Annotated in this window: 11 protein-coding genes and 1 tRNA gene; 3 read left to right on the top strand and 9 right to left on the bottom strand. The window is 70.9% G+C overall.

Annotation, left to right across the window (positions count from 1 at the left end; translation table 11 throughout):
• The first annotated feature begins 42 nt into the window (after nt 1–42).
• Entirely contained in the window at nt 43–2,193 is a 2,151-nt protein-coding gene (locus ACZ5DC_RS03745) for a UvrD-helicase domain-containing protein (RefSeq protein ID WP_468649016.1), read from the top strand.
• Between the two features lie 196 nt (nt 2,194–2,389).
• Here the strand turns inward: ACZ5DC_RS03745 and ACZ5DC_RS03740 are convergent, their stop codons facing one another.
• The 5 genes from ACZ5DC_RS03740 to ACZ5DC_RS03720 all read right to left on the bottom strand — a co-directional run bounded on the left by ACZ5DC_RS03740 (nt 2,390) and on the right by ACZ5DC_RS03720 (nt 8,964).
• A complete protein-coding gene (locus ACZ5DC_RS03740; RefSeq protein WP_468649014.1) occupies nt 2,390–4,264 on the bottom strand; it encodes a discoidin domain-containing protein in 1,875 nt (624 codons plus the stop codon).
• 126 nt (nt 4,265–4,390) lie between these two features.
• Nucleotides 4,391–5,755 carry a GH1 family beta-glucosidase gene (locus ACZ5DC_RS03735; protein ID WP_468649012.1) on the bottom strand — a complete coding sequence of 455 codons (1,365 nt, stop codon included), beginning with the start codon at nt 5,753–5,755 and terminating at the stop codon, nt 4,391–4,393.
• Between the two features lie 29 nt (nt 5,756–5,784).
• Nucleotides 5,785–6,624 carry a carbohydrate ABC transporter permease gene (locus ACZ5DC_RS03730; protein ID WP_468649922.1) on the bottom strand — a complete coding sequence of 280 codons (840 nt, stop codon included), beginning with the start codon at nt 6,622–6,624 and terminating at the stop codon, nt 5,785–5,787.
• 31 nt (nt 6,625–6,655) lie between these two features.
• The gene (locus ACZ5DC_RS03725) at nt 6,656–7,642 is read right to left on the bottom strand and encodes a carbohydrate ABC transporter permease (protein ID WP_468649010.1); all 987 of its coding nucleotides are present in this window, start codon (nt 7,640–7,642) and stop codon (nt 6,656–6,658) included.
• Nucleotides 7,643–7,647: 5 nt separating this feature from the next.
• The gene (locus ACZ5DC_RS03720; protein WP_468649008.1) at nt 7,648–8,964 is read right to left on the bottom strand and encodes an ABC transporter substrate-binding protein; all 1,317 of its coding nucleotides are present in this window, start codon (nt 8,962–8,964) and stop codon (nt 7,648–7,650) included.
• Between the two features lie 363 nt (nt 8,965–9,327).
• Here ACZ5DC_RS03720 and ACZ5DC_RS03715 point away from each other — a divergent pair, with 363 nt between their 5' ends.
• On the top strand, nt 9,328–10,521 hold the full coding sequence (locus ACZ5DC_RS03715) for a phospholipase D-like domain-containing protein (protein ID WP_468649006.1): 1,194 nt from the start codon (nt 9,328–9,330) through the stop codon (nt 10,519–10,521).
• A gap of 127 nt (nt 10,522–10,648) precedes the next feature.
• On the opposite strand, the gene ACZ5DC_RS03710 is transcribed toward ACZ5DC_RS03715, so the two are convergent.
• From ACZ5DC_RS03710 to sucC, 4 genes are all read right to left on the bottom strand, one after another.
• Nucleotides 10,649–10,733 (bottom strand) — tRNA-Leu (locus tag ACZ5DC_RS03710).
• Nucleotides 10,734–10,897: 164 nt separating this feature from the next.
• Nucleotides 10,898–12,472: an aldehyde dehydrogenase family protein gene (locus ACZ5DC_RS03705; protein WP_468649004.1), complete on the bottom strand. Its 1,575-nt coding sequence runs from the start codon at nt 12,470–12,472 to the stop codon at nt 10,898–10,900.
• A 134-nt stretch (nt 12,473–12,606) separates the two neighbouring features.
• Nucleotides 12,607–13,488 carry a succinate--CoA ligase subunit alpha gene (gene sucD, locus ACZ5DC_RS03700; RefSeq protein WP_468649002.1) on the bottom strand — a complete coding sequence of 294 codons (882 nt, stop codon included), beginning with the start codon at nt 13,486–13,488 and terminating at the stop codon, nt 12,607–12,609.
• An 11-nt stretch (nt 13,489–13,499) separates the two neighbouring features.
• A complete protein-coding gene (gene sucC, locus ACZ5DC_RS03695; protein WP_468649000.1) occupies nt 13,500–14,630 on the bottom strand; it encodes an ADP-forming succinate--CoA ligase subunit beta in 1,131 nt (376 codons plus the stop codon).
• Between the two features lie 277 nt (nt 14,631–14,907).
• Between sucC and ACZ5DC_RS03690 the strand changes: the two genes are divergently transcribed.
• Entirely contained in the window at nt 14,908–16,590 is a 1,683-nt protein-coding gene (locus ACZ5DC_RS03690; protein WP_468648998.1) for a thiamine pyrophosphate-binding protein, read from the top strand.
• The last annotated feature ends 9 nt before the right edge of the window (nt 16,591–16,599 follow it).

Raw genomic sequence — 16,599 nt, 5'->3', positions numbered from 1 at the left:
TTCCGTCCCCCTACCGCCCCGCCGGAGCCTTAGGATCCTCCCATGCCCCAGCTCGCCTTCGACATCGGTTTCTTCGCCGAGCTCCCCAAGCTCCAGCCCCCGGTCAGGAAAGGCGTGCTGGACGCCTGGGAGAAGTTCGGCCGGCTCACTCTCGACCAGCTCTTCAAGGACCAGGGGCTGAAGCTGGAGAGCCTGACGAACGCGCGGGACAAGCAGATCCGGACCATCCGCATCGACCAGTTCTGGCGCGGTGTGGTCCTCGCCCCGGCCTCCGGCGACACCTTCGTGCTGCTGCGGGTCATGCAGCACGACAAGGCCATCGCCTGGGCGAAGAAGCAGAAGTCCAGCATCAACGAGGTGACGCGGGCCGTCGAGATCCGGGACGCGGCGACCCTGGACGAGATCACGCCGGCGTACGAGCAGGTGGCCGAGAACTCGCCGAAGGAGCGGCTGTTCGCGAAGTTCTCCGACGGGGACCTGAAGGCGCTCGGCATCGACGACGAGACGCTGCGGCAGGCCCGGTCGCTCGTCGACCAGGAGCAACTGGACGTCTTCGCGCCGCTGCTGCCCCAGGACCAGCGCGAGGTGCTGCAGTACCTCGCCGCGGGCTGCACGGTGGAGGAGGTCTGGCAGGACATCGTGGCGCCCGCGCTGCAGGCGTCGGCGCAGCCGGTCGACACGCAGGACTTCGAGACGGCGATCCGGCACAGCCGGGCGCGCATCGCGCTGGTCACGGCGTCCGAGGAACTGCGGGACATCCTGGAGAAGCCCTTCGCGGCCTGGCGGGTCTTCCTGCACCCTTCCCAGCGGAAGGTGGCCTACCGGGCGTCCTACTCGGGGCCCGCCCAGGTCACCGGAGGCCCTGGCACCGGCAAGACCGTCGTCGCACTGCACCGGGTCAAGCACCTGCTCGGGCACCTGCGCGACGGCGACCGCATCCTGCTCACCACCTACACCAACGCGCTCGTCAACGCCCTGCGCTCGGGTCTGGAGTCCCTGGTGGAGGACCCGGAGCTGCGGGAGCGGGTGGACATCTCGACGGTGGACGGCTTCGCCGGCCGTGTCGTCGCCGAGGCCCCGGACGCGGTGGCGCTGCGGCCGCTGCTGGGCAACGAGGAGGAGAGCCGCTGGGGCAAGGCCGCCGAGGCCACGGGCTTCCACGGCAGCGCGCAGTTCCTCGCCCAGGAGTACCGGCACGTCGTCCTGGCCCAGGACATCCGGACCCTGGCCGCGTACGAGGCGGCGGACCGGCGGGGCCGCGGGAGCCGGCTCGCGGCGGCCGACCGGCCGTTGGTCTGGCGGACGGTCGAGCGGTTCACGGCCGACCTCGCGGCGGACGGGTGCCGCACCTGGTTGCAGACGTGCGCGGAGGCGGCGCGGCTGCTGGAGGAGAGCGGGCCGCGGTACCGGCATGTCGTGGTCGACGAGGCGCAGGACCTGCACCCGGTGCAGTGGCGGCTGCTGCGCGCCGCCGTCCCCGCCCGTCCGGACGACCTGTTCATCGCGGGCGACCCGCACCAGCGCATCTACGACTCCAAGGTGTCCCTCAAGTCGCTCGGTATCAAGGTGGCCGGGCGGTCGGTGAAGCTGCGCAAGAACTACCGCAGCACACAGGAGATCCTCCGCTGGTCCACGGCACTGCTGATCGGCCGCCCGATCGCCCAGCTGGAGGACGAGAACCGCAACGAGACCCTGCTCGGCTACCGTTCCGCCCTCCACGGCGACGGGCCCGTCGTGCACGCGGCGGAGACGGAGGAGGCCGAGCTGGACACGCTGGTCGCCCAGGTGCGGGCGTGGATGGACGCGGGTGTCGGCGCCGGGGAGATCGGGGTCAGCGCCCGCTTCAACAAGACGTGCGCGAAAGCGGTGGCGCGCCTGAAGGACGCCGGTGTCCCGGCCGCCACCCTGCGCACCGCCGACGCCACGACCGGTGACGCGCCGACGGTGCGGGTCGGCACCATGCACTCGTTCAAGGGCCTGGAGTTCCGCTGTGTCGCGGTCATCGGCGTCACCGAGGACGCACTGCCCTTCCCGAAGGCGGTCACGCCGCCCGAGCTGGACGCCAAGCAGCACGAGACGGACCTGATGTCCGAACGCTGCCTGCTCTTCGTCGCCTGCACCCGGGCCCGCGACAGCCTGTACGTCTCCTGGCACGGCAAGCCCAGCCCGTTCCTGGCGGAGGCGGGCGTGTGAGGTCAACGGCCACCCTCGACCAGGGCTTGCACGCCGGCGTGGCCGAGGGGCCAGGACGCCTTGGCCGAGTCCCGGCCCGGGCCGCGCAGCACACGGGGTTCACCTCAGTCCGGCGCCGCGGCGAGTGCCCCATCGGCGACCCCTCGGTCCTGCACGGCTCGCCACCTCAGGGTGCCGCGGTCCTGGGTGTGTCCGGTCACCCCTTCTGTTCCACCCGCACCCAGTCCACCTCCGCCTGCACTCCCCCGCCCGCGATCCGGTCCACGCTGGACTGGGGCAGGCCCCAGTAGGGGGTGGTGGCCTTGTTCCAGCCGGCCGGGTAGGCGCCGCCGAGGGCGAGGTTCAGGATGACGTACTGGTTGTGGTCGTAGACCCACTGGCCCCGGGTGGACTCCACCTTGTTGCGGGTCGTCTCCTGGACCAGGCGGTCGTCGACGAAGAACCGCATCGCCGTCGGGGTCCACTCCACCGCGTAGGTGTGCCACTGGTCGGCCGTGCCGCCGCCGGGGTACGTCTGGCGGGCGCCGATGTTGCCGTCGGCCGAGTAGCCGGGGCCGTGCAGGGCGGTGCTGGTCCAGTCGGGGTAGCCGATGTTCTCCATGATGTCGGTCTCGCCGGAGGCCGGCCAGGAGACGGACGGGTCGTCCACGTTGCTGCCGAGCAGCCAGAAGGCCGGCCAGAACCCGTCGCCGACGGGCAGTTTCATCCGGGCGCTGACCCTGCCGTAGGTGAAGTCGAAACGAGTGTTGGTGTCGATGCGGCCGGAGGTGAAGTCGTAGGTGCCGCCGCCCGCCCGGGTGCAGCCCTTGCAGTACTTCGCCCGGAGGATCAGCTCGCCGTTCTCGGTGCGGACGGTGTCCGGGGAGTCGACGTACGCCTGGGACTCCCCGTTGACCGGCCCCATTTCGGTGCCGGTGCGCACCACGCGCCACTTCGAGCGGTCGAGCGAGGCGCCCGTGAAGTCGTCGAAGAAGGTGGTGCGGTAGGCGCCCGGCTGGTCGGCGGGCAGGGCCGGGTACGCGGCGGAGGCGCTGCCGCCGGTGCCCCAGACCTGGAACTCGTACAGCGAGTAGCCGAACTGGGCCGTGGCGGGGGCCGGATTGTAGAAGGAGCGGCGCTCCTTGCCGAGCATGCGCACGTAGCGGCCGGTGACGGGTGCGGGCAGGGTGACGGTGTCGTGCAGGCCCACCGCATCGGCCGGGGACTTCACGTTGGCGCGGCGGGCGGCCACGTCGGCGGCCGACGGCTGGTACACCGTGCGCCAGGTGCGGTTGTCGTCGGAGACCTGGAGCTGGTAGTCGACGGCGTAGGCCGCCTCCCAGTAGAGGTCGACGGAGGAGATGACCGAGGGGGCGCCCAGGTCGACCGAGACCCAGCGGTCCGCGTTCCAGTCGCTGGACCAGCGGCTCGCGTCGTCCTTGAGGTTGGCGGGCCAGCCGCCGTCGGTGACGAACGCGGGCGAGTTCCCGGCGTGCTGGTAGAAGTTCGAGTACGCGGGGTGGTTCAGGGCGAGGTTGGTGCGGGTGGTCGACGCGGGTGCGGGTTCGCCGCCGTAGACCTTGAAGTCCCACAGCGAGTAGCCGTACGGCGTGGCGCGTTCGAGGCCGCGCAGGCGGATGTAGCGGCCGGTGACCTCCTGGGGGTAGGTGTGCGCGGTGACCGAGCCGCCGGTGCCCGCGGTCTCGGTGTAGAAGGGCGTCCAGGCGGTGCCGTCGCGGGACGCCTCCAGCACGTAGCGCTTGCCGTAGGCGGCTTCCCAGTCGAGGACGACGCGGTCGACCCGGATCACCGAGCCGAGGTCGACGCGGATCCAGGCGTCGTCGGCGAAGTCGCTGGACCAGCGGGTGGCGCCGTTGCCGTCGAAGGCGAGGCCGGGCGTGGTGCCGGCGTTCTCGCTGCCGGAGGCGGTGACGGCCGCGGGGTTCACCGCGTAGGCGGCGGCCGCGCGGTCGGTGTCCCAGCCGGCGGCGGCGGGGGCCGCGGCGGCGGGCTCGGCCAGGAGCGGGCCGGAGCAGAGCAGGGCCGTGGCGGCCAGGGCGGCGAGCAGGGTGCGGGGGATGCGGCTGGGCATGCGGCTCTCCTTGTGGGGTGGAGGTGCGCTTCCTGATTTATGTCACGTACATGACAGCCTTGGGGGGGAGGTGGGCCGGTGGACACGAACTCCCCAGTCGTGTCCACCGGCCGTCCGGGCCGTGGCTCAGGCGGCCCGGCGTGTCTGGCCGCGGTGGACGCGGACGATGTCCGCGTACCGGCGGCCGCTGCCCTTGATCGTGCGGACCTGGGTGCGGTAGTCGACGTGGACCAGGCCGAACCGCTTGTCGTAGCCGTACGCCCACTCGAAGTTGTCCAGCAGCGACCAGGCGAAGTAGCCGGCCAGCGGGGCGCCCTTGCGGGCGGCGGAGGCGCAGGCGGCGAGGTGGCGCTCCAGGTAGTCCTGGCGCTCCGGGTCGTCGACGCTGCCGTCGGGGCGGACCACGTCCGGGAAGGCGGAGCCGTTCTCGGTGACGTAGATCTTCCGGGCGCCGTACTCCTCGGTGAGCCTCAGCAGCAGCGTCTCGATGCCGGAGGCGTCGATCTCCCAGTCCATACCGGTGCGCGGGACGCCCTCGCGGCGGACGGAACGGACGTACGGAGCGGGCCCCTCCGGGTCGTCGGTGACGTACGCGGGGAAGTAGTAGTTCAGGCCGAGCCAGTCGAGCGGGGCCGCGATGGTGGCCAGGTCGGCGTCGTCGACGGGGAGTTCGACGCCGTACGTCTCCACCATGTCGGCGGGGAAGCCGCGGCCGTGCACGGGGTCGAGCCACCAGCGGTTGACATGGCCGTCGTGCCGGCGGGCCGCCGCCAGGTCCTCGGGGCGGTCGCTGACCGGGTGCACGGTGGAGAGGTTGTTGACGATGCCGACCTGCGCGCCGGGGGCGGCGGCACGGATCGCCTGGGTGGCGAGGCCATGGCCGAGGAGCAGGTGGCAGGAGGCGCGGACGGCGGCGGTGAGGTCGGTCCAGCCCGGCGCCATCGTGCCTTCGAGGTGGCCGATCCAGGCCGAGCAGGACGGCTCGTTGAGGGTGGCCCAGAGCTTGACGCGGTCGCCGAGGCGTTCGGCGACCACCGAGGCGTACTCCGCGAACGCCAGGGCGGTGTCCCGCTCCGGCCAGCCGCCGCGGTCCTGGAGCGCCTGCGGCAGGTCCCAGTGGTAGAGCGTGACGGACGGGGTGATGCCCGCCTCCAGCAGCGCGTCCACCAGTTCGTCGTAGAACGCGAGTCCCTTGGGGTTCACCGCACCGGTGCCGCCGGGGACCACCCGGGGCCAGGCCACGGACAACCGGTAGGCGTTGACGCCGAGTTGCCGCATCAGGCCGATGTCCCCGCGCCAGCGGTGGTAGTGGTCGCAGGCGACGTCGCCGTTGTCACCGTTCGCGATCTTCCCCGGGGTGTGCGAGAAGGTGTCCCAGATCGAGGGCGAACGGCCGTCCTCGGCGACGGCCCCCTCGATCTGGTACGCCGCTGTGGCCGTTCCCCACAGGAAGTCGGGCGGGAGGGCTGCGAGGTCGATGGCTTCGGACACGGAAGTCCCTTCGGGATCAGGGGTGGGGGTCACTTGACGGCGCCCGCCGTCAGACCCGCGACGAGATAGCGCTGGAGCAGCAGGAAGCCGGCCACCACGGGCACGCTGACGACCAGCGAGGCGGCCATGATCTGGTTCCAGTAGACGTCGTACAGGGTGGAGTAGCCCTGGAGGCCGACGGCGAGGGTGCGGGTGTTGTCGTTGGTCATGACCGAGGCGAAGAGCACCTCGCCCCAGGCGGTCATGAAGGCGTAGACGGCGACCGCGACGATGCCCGGGATCGCGGCCGGTACGACGATCCGGAACAGCGCGCCGAACGGGCCGCAGCCGTCCACGAGCGCCGCCTCGTCCAGGTCGCGCGGCACCGAGTCGAAGTAGCCGATCAGCATCCAGATGGAGAACGGCAGCGAGAAGGTGAGGTAGGTCAGGATCAGCCCGCCGCGGGAGCCGAACAGGGCGATGCCGGTGGCGTTGCCGATGTTGACGTAGATCAGGAAGAGCGGGAGCAGGAAGAGGATGCCCGGGAGCATCTGCGTGGACAGCACGGTGACCGTGAAGACGCGCTTGCCGCGGAATTCGTAGCGGCTGACGGCGTAGGCCGCGAACACGGCGATGACCACCGAGCACACCGTGGCCGCGCCCGCCACGATCAGCGAGTTCATGAAGTACTTCGCGAGCGGCACGGTCGACCAGATGTCGATGTACGGCCGGATGGTCAGCTCGCTGGGCAGCCAGCGGAACTTGCCGGTGACGTCGGCGAGCGGCTTCAGCGAGCTGGAGATCATCACGTACACCGGGAGCAGTACGAACCCGGCGAGCAGCGTGAGGAACACCCGGCGCGACCACACGAAGGAACGCGGGGGCGCCATCGGCGAGGTGCGCGGGGGCGAGAGCGACAGGTCAGGCATGGGAGGCCCTCCGTCCGCGCGAGGTCAGCAGCAGGTATCCGCCCGTCACGACGAGCAGGAACAGCAGCAGCAGGACGGACATGGCCGAGCCGGTGCCGAAGTTCCAGGCGACGAAGGAGGACTGGTAGATGTGCACCGAGATCAGGTCGGCCGCCTCGGGAGCGGCCTTGCCGAACAGCACGTAGGGCGTGTTGAAGTCGTTGAACGTCCACAGGAACAGCACCAGGACCAGCACCTGGTTGACCGGGCGCAGCGACGGCAGGGTGATGCGGCGGATCTGCTGCCACATTCCCGCGCCGTCCAGCGCGGCGGCCTCGTACAGCTCCCGGGGGATGTTCTGCAGCCCGGCCGTCACGATCAGGAACGCGAACGGCCAGCCCTTCCACACGGACACGGTGAGCAGGGCGTAGAAGCTGTTGTCGCCGATCAGCCAGAACGACGGCTTGTCGGTGAGGTGCAGCTGGTCGTGCAGCACGTGGTTCACCAGGCCGTTGTCGTGCTGGAACATGAACACCCAGGTGATGACGGCCGCGTAGACGGGCAGCGCGTACGGCACCAGGAACAGGGCGCGCAGCAGGCCGCGGCCCCGGAAGGTGCCCTGCATGTAGACGGCGGCGGCCGTGCCGATCAGCCAGCACAGGCCGACCGACAGCAGGGTGAAGCCGACGGTGATGCCGAAGGACTGGAGCAGCGCCTTGCCGACGGGGGCGTCGAAGTCGACCGACACCTTGTAGTTGTCGAAGCCGTTCCAGGGGGCGGTGCCCCAGTCGCGGATGTAGAACTGGGTGAGCTGCTTGAAGCTCATCACGATGCCGATCGCCATCGGCACCAGGTGGACGAGGAGTTCGAGGAGCAGGGCGGGCAGCAGGAGCAGGTACGGCAGGGAGACGCGTCTGATCCGCCCGGCGCGGCGGCGGGGTTCGCGCGCCGCACCGGGGGAGGTCTCGCGCACCGGTTCCTTCAGTGCGGTGGTCGTCATCGTCGTCAGGCCGCCGGCATCTGCTGCTGGGCCTTCTCCAGCTTCGCCTTGACCGAGTCGGTGGTCACGGCGCGTCCGGCGGCGGCGTCGGCGAACAGCTCCTTGACGGCCGTACCGACGGCCGTCTCGAACTGCGACTCGGACGCCACCTGCGGCAGCGCGGCGGCGCTCTTGGCGAGGGTGTCCTTCAGCACGGCGGTGCCCGGCGCGTTGAACGCCGCGTCACCCTGGGCTGCCTTGACCGGCGGGATGGAGCTGTACGCGGTGTTCAGGATCTTCTGCTCGGCGTCGGAGGTCATGAACTTCACGAACTTCGTGGCGCCGTCGAGGTTGTGCGTGTTCTTGAAGACGGCGATGTTGATGCCCATGACCGCCGAGTTGACCTGGGTGCCGGCGCCGGGCGCCCCGGAGACCACCGGTACCGGCGCGACGCCGTAGGTGTCCTCGCTCATGCCCTGGGACTTGAGGTTGGCGGTGGCGGACTGCCACAGCAGCATCGCCTGCTTGCCCTTGGCGAAGTCGCTGACGGACTGGTTCTGCGCGTACTCGGCGTCGCCGGCCGGGATGACCTTGTCCTTGGCCATCAGGTCGACGTAGCTCTTCACCGCCTCGACGATCTTGGGGTTGGTGAAGTCGGGCTTGCCGTCGGCGGTGAAGAAGTCGGCGCCGTGCTGCTTGGCGAAGACGAAGACGTGGTGGATGTTCTCCGACAGGTTGGCGCCCTCGGCGCCGAGCACGGACTTGCCCTTGGCGTTGATCTTCTTGCCGTCGGCGATCAGCTCGTCCCAGGTGGCCGGGGGCTTGCTGATCCCGGCGTCGGCGAAGATCTTCTTGTTGTAGTAGAGGGCGTACGCCATCGAGTACAGGGGGACGGCGGCCGGGTCCTTGCCCTGGGCGCCGGTCGAGCCGAGAGCCGTGTCGGAGAAGCGTTCCTTGCCGCCTATCTTGGCGAAGTTCTTCTGGTCCCACGACAGCAGTCCGCCGGTCGCCTGGAGGGAGGCGCTCCAGGTGTTGCCGATGTTCAGCACGTCCGGGCCCTGGCCGGAGGTGGTCGCGGTCAGGATCCGGTTTAGCAGATCCGACCAGGGCACGACCTCCAGCTTCACCTTGATGCCGGTCTGCTTCTCGAACTTGTCGAGTTCCGGCTGGAGGACCTTCTTGTCCACGGCGACGCTGGCGCCCTGGTTGGAGGCCCAGTACGTCAGCGTCTTGGGTGAGTCGTTCGACCCGCCGTTGGTGGACGATCCGCCTCCGCAGGCCGTGGCCGCGAGGGCGAGAGACAGGGTGACGGCGCCTACGGCCGCGGCTCGGATGCTGCGCATGGCTCCCGGGTCCCTTCGGGGATTGCACTCATGACTTAATTTAGGACGTGAGTTAACCGGGCCGGAGGGTCGATCGTCAAGGGATTCGACAGAACAGCCGGGCCGTGCGGGAGGCAACAGCCGCGCCGTGCGGAAGGCCGTGTGCGGAGTCCTCCACCGCGGCGGACGCACCCGGCGCGCAGTGGCGGACGCACCGGGCGCGCGGCAGCGCACGCACTGGGCGCGCGGTAGGCGCGCAGGGCCGAGTTCACGTGCGCACTGTTGCCACGGACAGGAGTGAACGGGCAACCTGTCGCAGGCTCCTGACATACGCTCAGTTCCGGCCCGTCACGCGAAGGGATCGTTGTGCGTCGACTGACGAAGATGGGGAGGGCGGTCCTGACAGCCGTCCTGCTCCCCGCGACCGTCCTGATCTGCTCCAGCCCGGCCCACGCCGCCGTCACGGTCACCACCTCGGCCGTCTTCAACGACCCGTCAGGCACCACCGCCGACCAGAACCGGATCCGCGACTACATCGTCAGCCTGATCAACGCCACCCCCGCCGGGGAGTCGATCACGGCCGCGGCCTACACGTTCACCGACGACACGGCCGCCCAGGCGCTGGTCGACGCGAAGGCGCGAGGCGTCAAGGTCCGCATCATCGTGGACGACACCACCACCACCATGAGCGGCGGCGAGTACACCACCCTGAAAGACGGCCTGGGCACCGACCGCACCCAGTCGTCGTGGGTGATGGCCTGCCCCAACGCGCGCGGCTGCATCGGGACCCGGGAGCTCACCTCCGGCGATCCGGCGATCAACCACAACAAGTTCTGGCTGTTCTCCAACGTGGGCGGCGCCAGCAACGTGGTGGTGCAGACCTCGCACAACATGACCACCTCGCAGCGCACCACCTACTTCAACAACGCCGTGACGATCCCGGACTCCGGCCTGTACGGCATCTACCAGTCGTACTTCTCGGACCTGCTGTCCTACGGATCCTCCTCGTCGGGCAACTCCGACTACTACAAGACGCCGACCAGCTCCACCGGCCCGTACAAGGCGTACTTCTTCCCCCGCCACGAGGCGTCCGGCACGTCGTGGAACAACGACGCGAGCACCGACACCGTCAAGCTGATCCTGGACAACGTCAGCTGCTCCGGAGGCACCCAGATCCGCGTCGGCATGAACCTCTTCAGCCGTGACGAGGTCGCCAAGAAGCTGGTCAGCCTGGTGAACTCGGGGTGCTCGGTCTACCTCGCCGCCGACGGCGCGCCGGGTTCCATGAGCCAGGCGGTGACGGACACCCTCTACGGCAAGCTGACCAAGCGGGTGGAGTGCTACGAGAACAGCCCCGACGGCACCTACAAGATCGGGGTGCACTCCAAGTACCTGCTGATCCAGGGAACGTACGACGGGGTCGCCAACCGCAAGCTGGTGTGGACCGGAAGCCACAACTACACCTACTCCGCGCTGCGGGCCAACGACGAGACGCTGCTGAAGATCGACAACGCGGCGATCTACGACCAGTTCAAGGCCAACCACGACACGCTCATGGCCTACTGCGCCGGGAGCTGAACCCGTCCCGCCGGCCGGCCCGCACCGGGGTCCGGCCGGCGGCGCCGGACCCCGGGTTCCGGGTACGGAAAAAGCGAGGACCACGACCGTCAGGTCGGGGCCCTCGCCACCATGTCGTTACCGCGAGTGTCCGAGGGGGGACTTGAACCCCCACGCCCGATAAAGGGCACTAGCACCTCAAGCTAGCGCGTCTGCCATTCCGCCACCCGGACCAGGTGTCTGCCGCCTTGCGGGGTGTGTTCCGCGCGGCGACATGGACAACAATACCAAGGTTTCGGAGTGCGTTTCACCTGCGTATCCGTCCGCGGGGGCGAGGCAGGACGCCGGATCGCCGACGGTGCACGGTCCGCGAGGCCGTGTGCGCCGAGCGTGAGAATCAGGGCCTGAGCTGGTACTCCGGGAAGTTCCCGGGCAGCCGCTCCCCCGCCGGGCCCCGCGTCACCGCCCGGACCAGGAGCTCACCGCCGACGAAGGCGCCGCGCCAGGACGCGCCGAGGCCGCCGAACAGCTCGTCCCGGTCGCCGCGGGAGCGCGGGACGCCGTGCCCGGTCTTGAAGGCGCGGACCTGCGGGGCGAGCCGGTCGTAGGCGGCGCGGTCGTCCGTGGCGAGCGTGGCCACCAGCGCGCCGTTGGACGCGTTCATCGCGGCCAGCAGCTCGGCCTCGGTGTCGACGAGGACGATCGTGTCGACCGGCCCGAAGGGCTCCGCGTGGTGCAGCGGGGAGGACGGCGGCGGGCCGAGCAGGGTGACCGGGTGGACGTAGGCGGAGGTGTCCTGGCCCGGCAGGAAGCGCCCCTCGTCCGGCCGGCCCCGGTACAGCGGTACGGCGCCCCGGCCGACGGCCTCGCCCACATGGTCGGTCAGCTCCTTGGCCTTGGCCGCGTTGATCAGCGGTCCGAAGTCCAGCTCGGGGAGCGGATCGGCCGGGTCCGCCACGGCCAGCGGGTGGCCCACGCGGACGGCCCGTACCGCCGGCAGGTAGGCGGCGAGGAACGCGTCGAAGAGGGAGCGCTGGACGACGAAGCGCGGGTAGGCGGTGCAGCGCTGTTTGCCGTAGTCGAAGAGACGGGGGACGACGGCGGTGAGTGCCGCCCAGTCGGAGAACTCCCAGATGCCCCAGGTGTTCAGGCCCTCCTGCTCCAGGATGTGCCGCTTGCCCGGGCCGGCGACGGCGGTGGCGAGGGCCGCGCCGGTGTCGCGGCCCCCGACGAAGGACACGCAGCCGATCTCCGGCGCCCGCACCAGTGCCTGGTTCAGCTCGCGCCCGCTGCCGCCGACCAGGGTCAGGGGCACCCCCTCGCGGGCGGCCAGCGCGGCGGCCAGGGTGAGGCACGCCACGCCGCCGTCGGTCGGGGTCTTGGCGATGACCGCGTTGCCGGCGAGCGCCTGCACGAGGGCGGCGTGCACCAGCACGCTCATCGGGTAGTTCCAGCTGGCGATGTTCGACACGGGCCCGTCCAGCGGGGCCCGGCCCGCGAGCATCGGCTCGATCCGGTCGGCGTACCAGCGCACGCCGTCGACCGCCCGGTCCACGTCCGCGAGGGCGAGTCGCCAGGGCTTGCCGATCTCCCAGACGAGCAGCAGGGCGAGCAGTTCGCGGTGCCCGGCGAGCGCGTCCAGGGTGGCGGCGACGCGGGCCCGCCGTTCGGGCAGCGGGAGGTGCCGCCAGGCGCGGTGCTGGTCGAGGGCGGCTCGTACGGCCCGGTGGGCGGTGTCGCCGTCCAGGCGGGGCGCACCGGCGACGGGGGTGCCGTCGACCGGGGTGGTCGCGGGCAGGGTCCGGCCGTCGGGGCGCCAGGCACCGGCCCACAGGTTGCCGGTGCGCTGCTCCCGGAAGGCCTCGGGGGCGACCGCGAGACAGCGCTGCCAGGCGTCGGCGTAGGAGGTGCCGGGTTTGAGGAGTGCGACGGGAGGAGGGGCCGGGGGCTGTGGGGTGGGGGTCGGTGTCATACGTGGTCTCCGCTCTCGATCGGCGGGGATGGAGGGTGCGGGGGGGACGGGCGTGCGGGAAGGTGCCTGCCTGCCCCCCGGTCGGCGGTGCGGGTGGCGCGCCCCAGGTCGGACTTTGCCGCCAGGTCTCCGGTTCAGCCCCGCCGCAAGGTCTCCAGCACGGCCCGCGCCGTCTCCGTCGGCGTGCGGCCCACCCGTACCCCGGCCGCTTCCAGGGCCTCCCGCTTGGCGCGGGCGGTGCCGGTGGATCCGGAGACGATGGCGCCGGCGTGGCCCATGGTGCGTCCCTCGGGCGCGGTGAACCCGGCGACGTAGCCGACGACGGGCTTGGTGACGTGGTCGCGGATGTAGGCGGCGGCCCGCTCCTCCGCGTCGCCCCCGATCTCCCCGATCAGGACGATCAGTTCGGTGTCGGGGTCGTCCTGGAACGCGGCGAGGCAGTCGATGTGGCTGGTGCCGACGACGGGGTCGCCGCCGATGCCGACACAGGTGGAGAAGCCGGTGTCGCGCAGTTCGTGCATGAGCTGGTAGGTGAGGGTGCCCGATTTGGAGACCAGGCCGATGGGGCCGGGCTTGGCGATGTCGGCGGGGATGATGCCCGCGTTCGACTGGCCCGGGGAGATCAGGCCGGGGCAGTTGGGTCCGATGATCCGCGTGCCCCGCTGCCGCGCGTACGCGGTGAAGGCGACGGTGTCGTGGACGGGGACGCCTTCGGTGATGACGACGGCCAGCGGGATACGGGCGGCGGCGGCCTCGGTGACGGCCGCCTTGGCGAAGGCGGGCGGCACGAAGACGACGCTGACGTCGGCGCCGGTCGCGCGCATGCCGTCGGCGACCGAGCCGAAGACGGGCAGCGGGTGCCCGTCGACGTCGACGGTACGGCCGGCCTTGCGCGGGTTGACCCCGCCGACGACGTCCGTGCCGGCCGCGAGCATCCGCCGGGTGTGCTTCATGCCTTCGGCGCCGGTCATGCCCTGGACGAGGATCTTGCTCTGCGTGGTCAGGTGGATGGCCATGTCCCGGCTCCTCAGACGATGCGGGCGAGTTCGGCGGCACGGCGCGCGGCGCCGTCCATGGTGGCGACCTGCTCGACCAGCGGATGCGCACGCGCGTCGAGGACCGCCCGGCCCCGGGCCGCGTTGTTGCCGTCCAGACGCACGACGACCGGCCTGGACAGCCGGATCCGGTCGACCGCCGCCAGGATGCCCTCGGCGACGGTGTCGCACGCGGTGATCCCGCCGAAGACGTTGACGAGGACGCTGCGCACGGCGGGGTCGGCGAGCACCACCGAGAGCGCGTCGGCCATGACCTCCGCCGAGGCGCCGCCGCCGATGTCGAGGAAGTCGGCGGGGCGGGCGCCGCAGCCGGCGACCACGTCCAGGGTCGACATGACGAGGCCGGCGCCGTTGCCGATGATGCCGACCTCGCCGTCGAGCTTGACGTAGTGGAGCCCGCGGGCGGCGGCCCCGGCCTCCAGCGGATCCCGGTGCTCGGTGTCCTCCGCGCCCCAACGCGTCTGCCGGAAGCGGGCGTTGTCGTCCAGGGTGACCTTGCCGTCGAGGGCGAGGACGTGTCCCTGTGCGGTGCGCACCAGCGGGTTGACCTCGACCAGCAGGGCGTCCTCGGCGACCAGCACCTGCCACAGCCGGATCAGGACGTCGGCGGTCCGCGGCGGCAGCCCGGCGGCGCTCGCGATCTCGCCGGCCTTGGCGGGGGTGACGCCCTCGGCCCGGTCGACCGGGACGCGCGCCACGGCCTCCGGATGGCGGGCGGCCACCTCCTCGATGTCGACGCCGCCCCGGGCGGAGGCGATGGCGAGGAAGCCGCCGGCCGCGCGGTCCAGGACGTAGGAGACGTAGAACTCCTCGGCGATGTCGACCGGTTCGGCCAGCATCAGGGTGCGGACCCGGTGGCCGTTGACGTCCGCGCCGAGCATCTGCCGGGCCGTCAGTTCGGCGGCGGCCGGGTCGGCGACGAGCCGGACTCCGCCCGCCTTGCCGCGCCCTCCCGTCCGCACCTGTGCCTTGACCACGGCCCGGCCGCCGAGCCGCCGGGCGATCTCCCGCGCCCCCTCGGGCGACCGGGTGACCTCGGCCCGTGGCACCGGGATTCCGTGGTCCTGGAAGAGCTGTCGTGCCTGGTGTTCGTACAGGTCCATGCCGGCTCCTGTCTGCGGGGATCATCGCGGGTGCTCCGGTGACTCGAATCGACCAGGCACCGAATGACCGAAAACTGAGTACGCCCCCTGGACACCGCCCACTGGATGCGGGATAACAAGCTTCATACAGTATTCGTCGACTGTATGCAATCTACTGCATACAGTCACTCCTCTGTACGTTCCGTCGCAAGCAACTCCGCACGCATCTCCGTACGCAACCCCCGCGCAAACCCCCCGCGAGCCGCCCGAACTCCTACGAAAGGGACGGTACTTCGCCATGCCCGACGACACCCAGGACGTGATCTCCGGTGGCCATCTCGTGGCCAAGGCCCTGAAGGCCGAAGGCGTCGACCGCATCTACACCCTGTGCGGCGGCCACATCATCGACATCTACGACGGCTGCGTGGACGAGGGAATAGAAGTCGTCGACGTCCGCCACGAGCAGGTCGCCGCGCACGCCGCCGACGGCTACGCCCGGATCACCGGCAAACCGGGCTGCGCGGTGGTCACCGCCGGGCCCGGGACGACCGACGCCGTCACCGGGGTCGCCAACGCCTTCCGCGCCGAGTCCCCGATGCTGCTGATCGGCGGCCAGGGCGCGCTCACCCAGCACAAGATGGGGTCCCTCCAGGACCTGCCGCACGTCGACATGATGACGCCGGTCACCAAGTTCGCGGCGACCGTGCCGGACACGGCCCGCGCGGCGGACATGGTGTCGATGGCCTTCCGCGAGTGCTACCACGGCGCACCCGGCCCCTCCTTCCTGGAGATCCCCCGGGACGTCCTCGACGCGAAGGTGCCGGTCGCCGGGGCCCGTGTCCCGCGGCCCGGTGCCTACCGGGCCTCGACCCGCTCGGCCGGCGACCCGGAGGCCGTCGAGAAGCTCGCCGACCTGCTCGTCCACGCCGAGAGGCCGGCGATCCTGCTGGGCAGCCAGGTGTGGACGACCCGGGGCACCGAGGCCGCCGTCGAGCTGGTGCGCACCCTGAACGTCCCGGCGTACATGAACGGCGCCGGACGCGGCACGCTCCCGCCGGGCGACCCCCACCATTTCCAGCTCTCCCGCCGGTACGCCTTCTCCCACGCCGACGTCATCGTCATCGTCGGCACCCCGTTCGACTTCCGCATGGGATACGGCAGGCGTCTCTCCCCCGACGCCACGGTCGTGCAGATCGACCTCGACTACCGCACCGTCGGCAAGAACCGCGACATCGGGCTCGGCATCGTCGGCGACGCGGGCCTGGTCCTGAAGTCGGTGACGGAGTCGGCCGCCGGCCGGCCGGGCGGTGGTGCGGCCAGGCGCAAGGAGTGGCTGGACGAACTGCGCGCGGCCGAGCAGACGGCGATCGACAAGCGGCTGCCGCAGCTGCGGTCCGACGCCTCCCCGATCCACCCGTACCGGCTGGTCAGCGAGATCAACGACTTCCTGACCGAGGACTCGGTCTACATCGGCGACGGCGGCGACATCGTCACCTTCTCCGGACAGGTCGTCCAGCCCAAGTCGCCCGGCCACTGGATGGACCCGGGCCCGCTCGGCACCCTCGGCGTCGGCATCCCCTTCGTGCTCGCCGCCAAGCAGGCCCGCCCCGACAAGGAGGTGGTCGCCCTCTTCGGGGACGGCGCCTTCTCCCTCACCGGCTGGGACTTCGAGACCCTGGTCCGCTACGACCTGCCGTTCGTCGGGATCGTCGGCAACAACTCCTCGATGAACCAGATCCGTTACGGCCAGGCCGCCAAGTACGGCAAGGACCGCGAGCGGGTCGGCAACACCCTCGGCGACGTCCCGTACGACAAGTTCGCGCAGATCCTCGGCGGTTACGGCGAGGAGGTCCGCGACCCCGCCGACATCGGCCCCGCGCTGCGCCGGGCGCGTGAGTCCGGCAAGCCGTCGCTGATCAACGTCTGGGTCGACCCGGACGCGTACGCCCCCGGAACCATGAACCAGACCATGTACAAGTGAGGTGGCCCG

The sequence above is a fragment of the Streptomyces sp. NPDC031445 genome (assembly GCF_055581365.1).
This window is presented reverse-complemented; position numbering and strand designations above follow the sequence as displayed.

Bases quoted from the DNA above. Each gene is read 5' to 3' on its own strand.
- ACZ5DC_RS03745 (WP_468649016.1), top strand. From the start codon at position 43: ATGCCCCAGCTCGCCTTCGACATCGGTTTCTTCGCCGAGCTCCCCAAG.
- sucD (WP_468649002.1), bottom strand. From the start codon at position 13,488: ATGGCCATCCACCTGACCACGCAGAGCAAGATCCTCGTCCAGGGCATG.
- ACZ5DC_RS03720 (WP_468649008.1), bottom strand. From the start codon at position 8,964: ATGCGCAGCATCCGAGCCGCGGCCGTAGGCGCCGTCACCCTGTCTCTC.
- sucC (WP_468649000.1), bottom strand. From the start codon at position 14,630: ATGGACCTGTACGAACACCAGGCACGACAGCTCTTCCAGGACCACGGA.
- ACZ5DC_RS03705 (WP_468649004.1), bottom strand. From the start codon at position 12,472: ATGACACCGACCCCCACCCCACAGCCCCCGGCCCCTCCTCCCGTCGCA.
- ACZ5DC_RS03740 (WP_468649014.1), bottom strand. From the start codon at position 4,264: ATGCCCAGCCGCATCCCCCGCACCCTGCTCGCCGCCCTGGCCGCCACG.
- ACZ5DC_RS03715 (WP_468649006.1), top strand. From the start codon at position 9,328: ATGGGGAGGGCGGTCCTGACAGCCGTCCTGCTCCCCGCGACCGTCCTG.
- ACZ5DC_RS03690 (WP_468648998.1), top strand. From the start codon at position 14,908: ATGCCCGACGACACCCAGGACGTGATCTCCGGTGGCCATCTCGTGGCC.
- ACZ5DC_RS03725 (WP_468649010.1), bottom strand. From the start codon at position 7,642: ATGACGACCACCGCACTGAAGGAACCGGTGCGCGAGACCTCCCCCGGT.
- ACZ5DC_RS03730 (WP_468649922.1), bottom strand. From the start codon at position 6,624: ATGGCGCCCCCGCGTTCCTTCGTGTGGTCGCGCCGGGTGTTCCTCACG.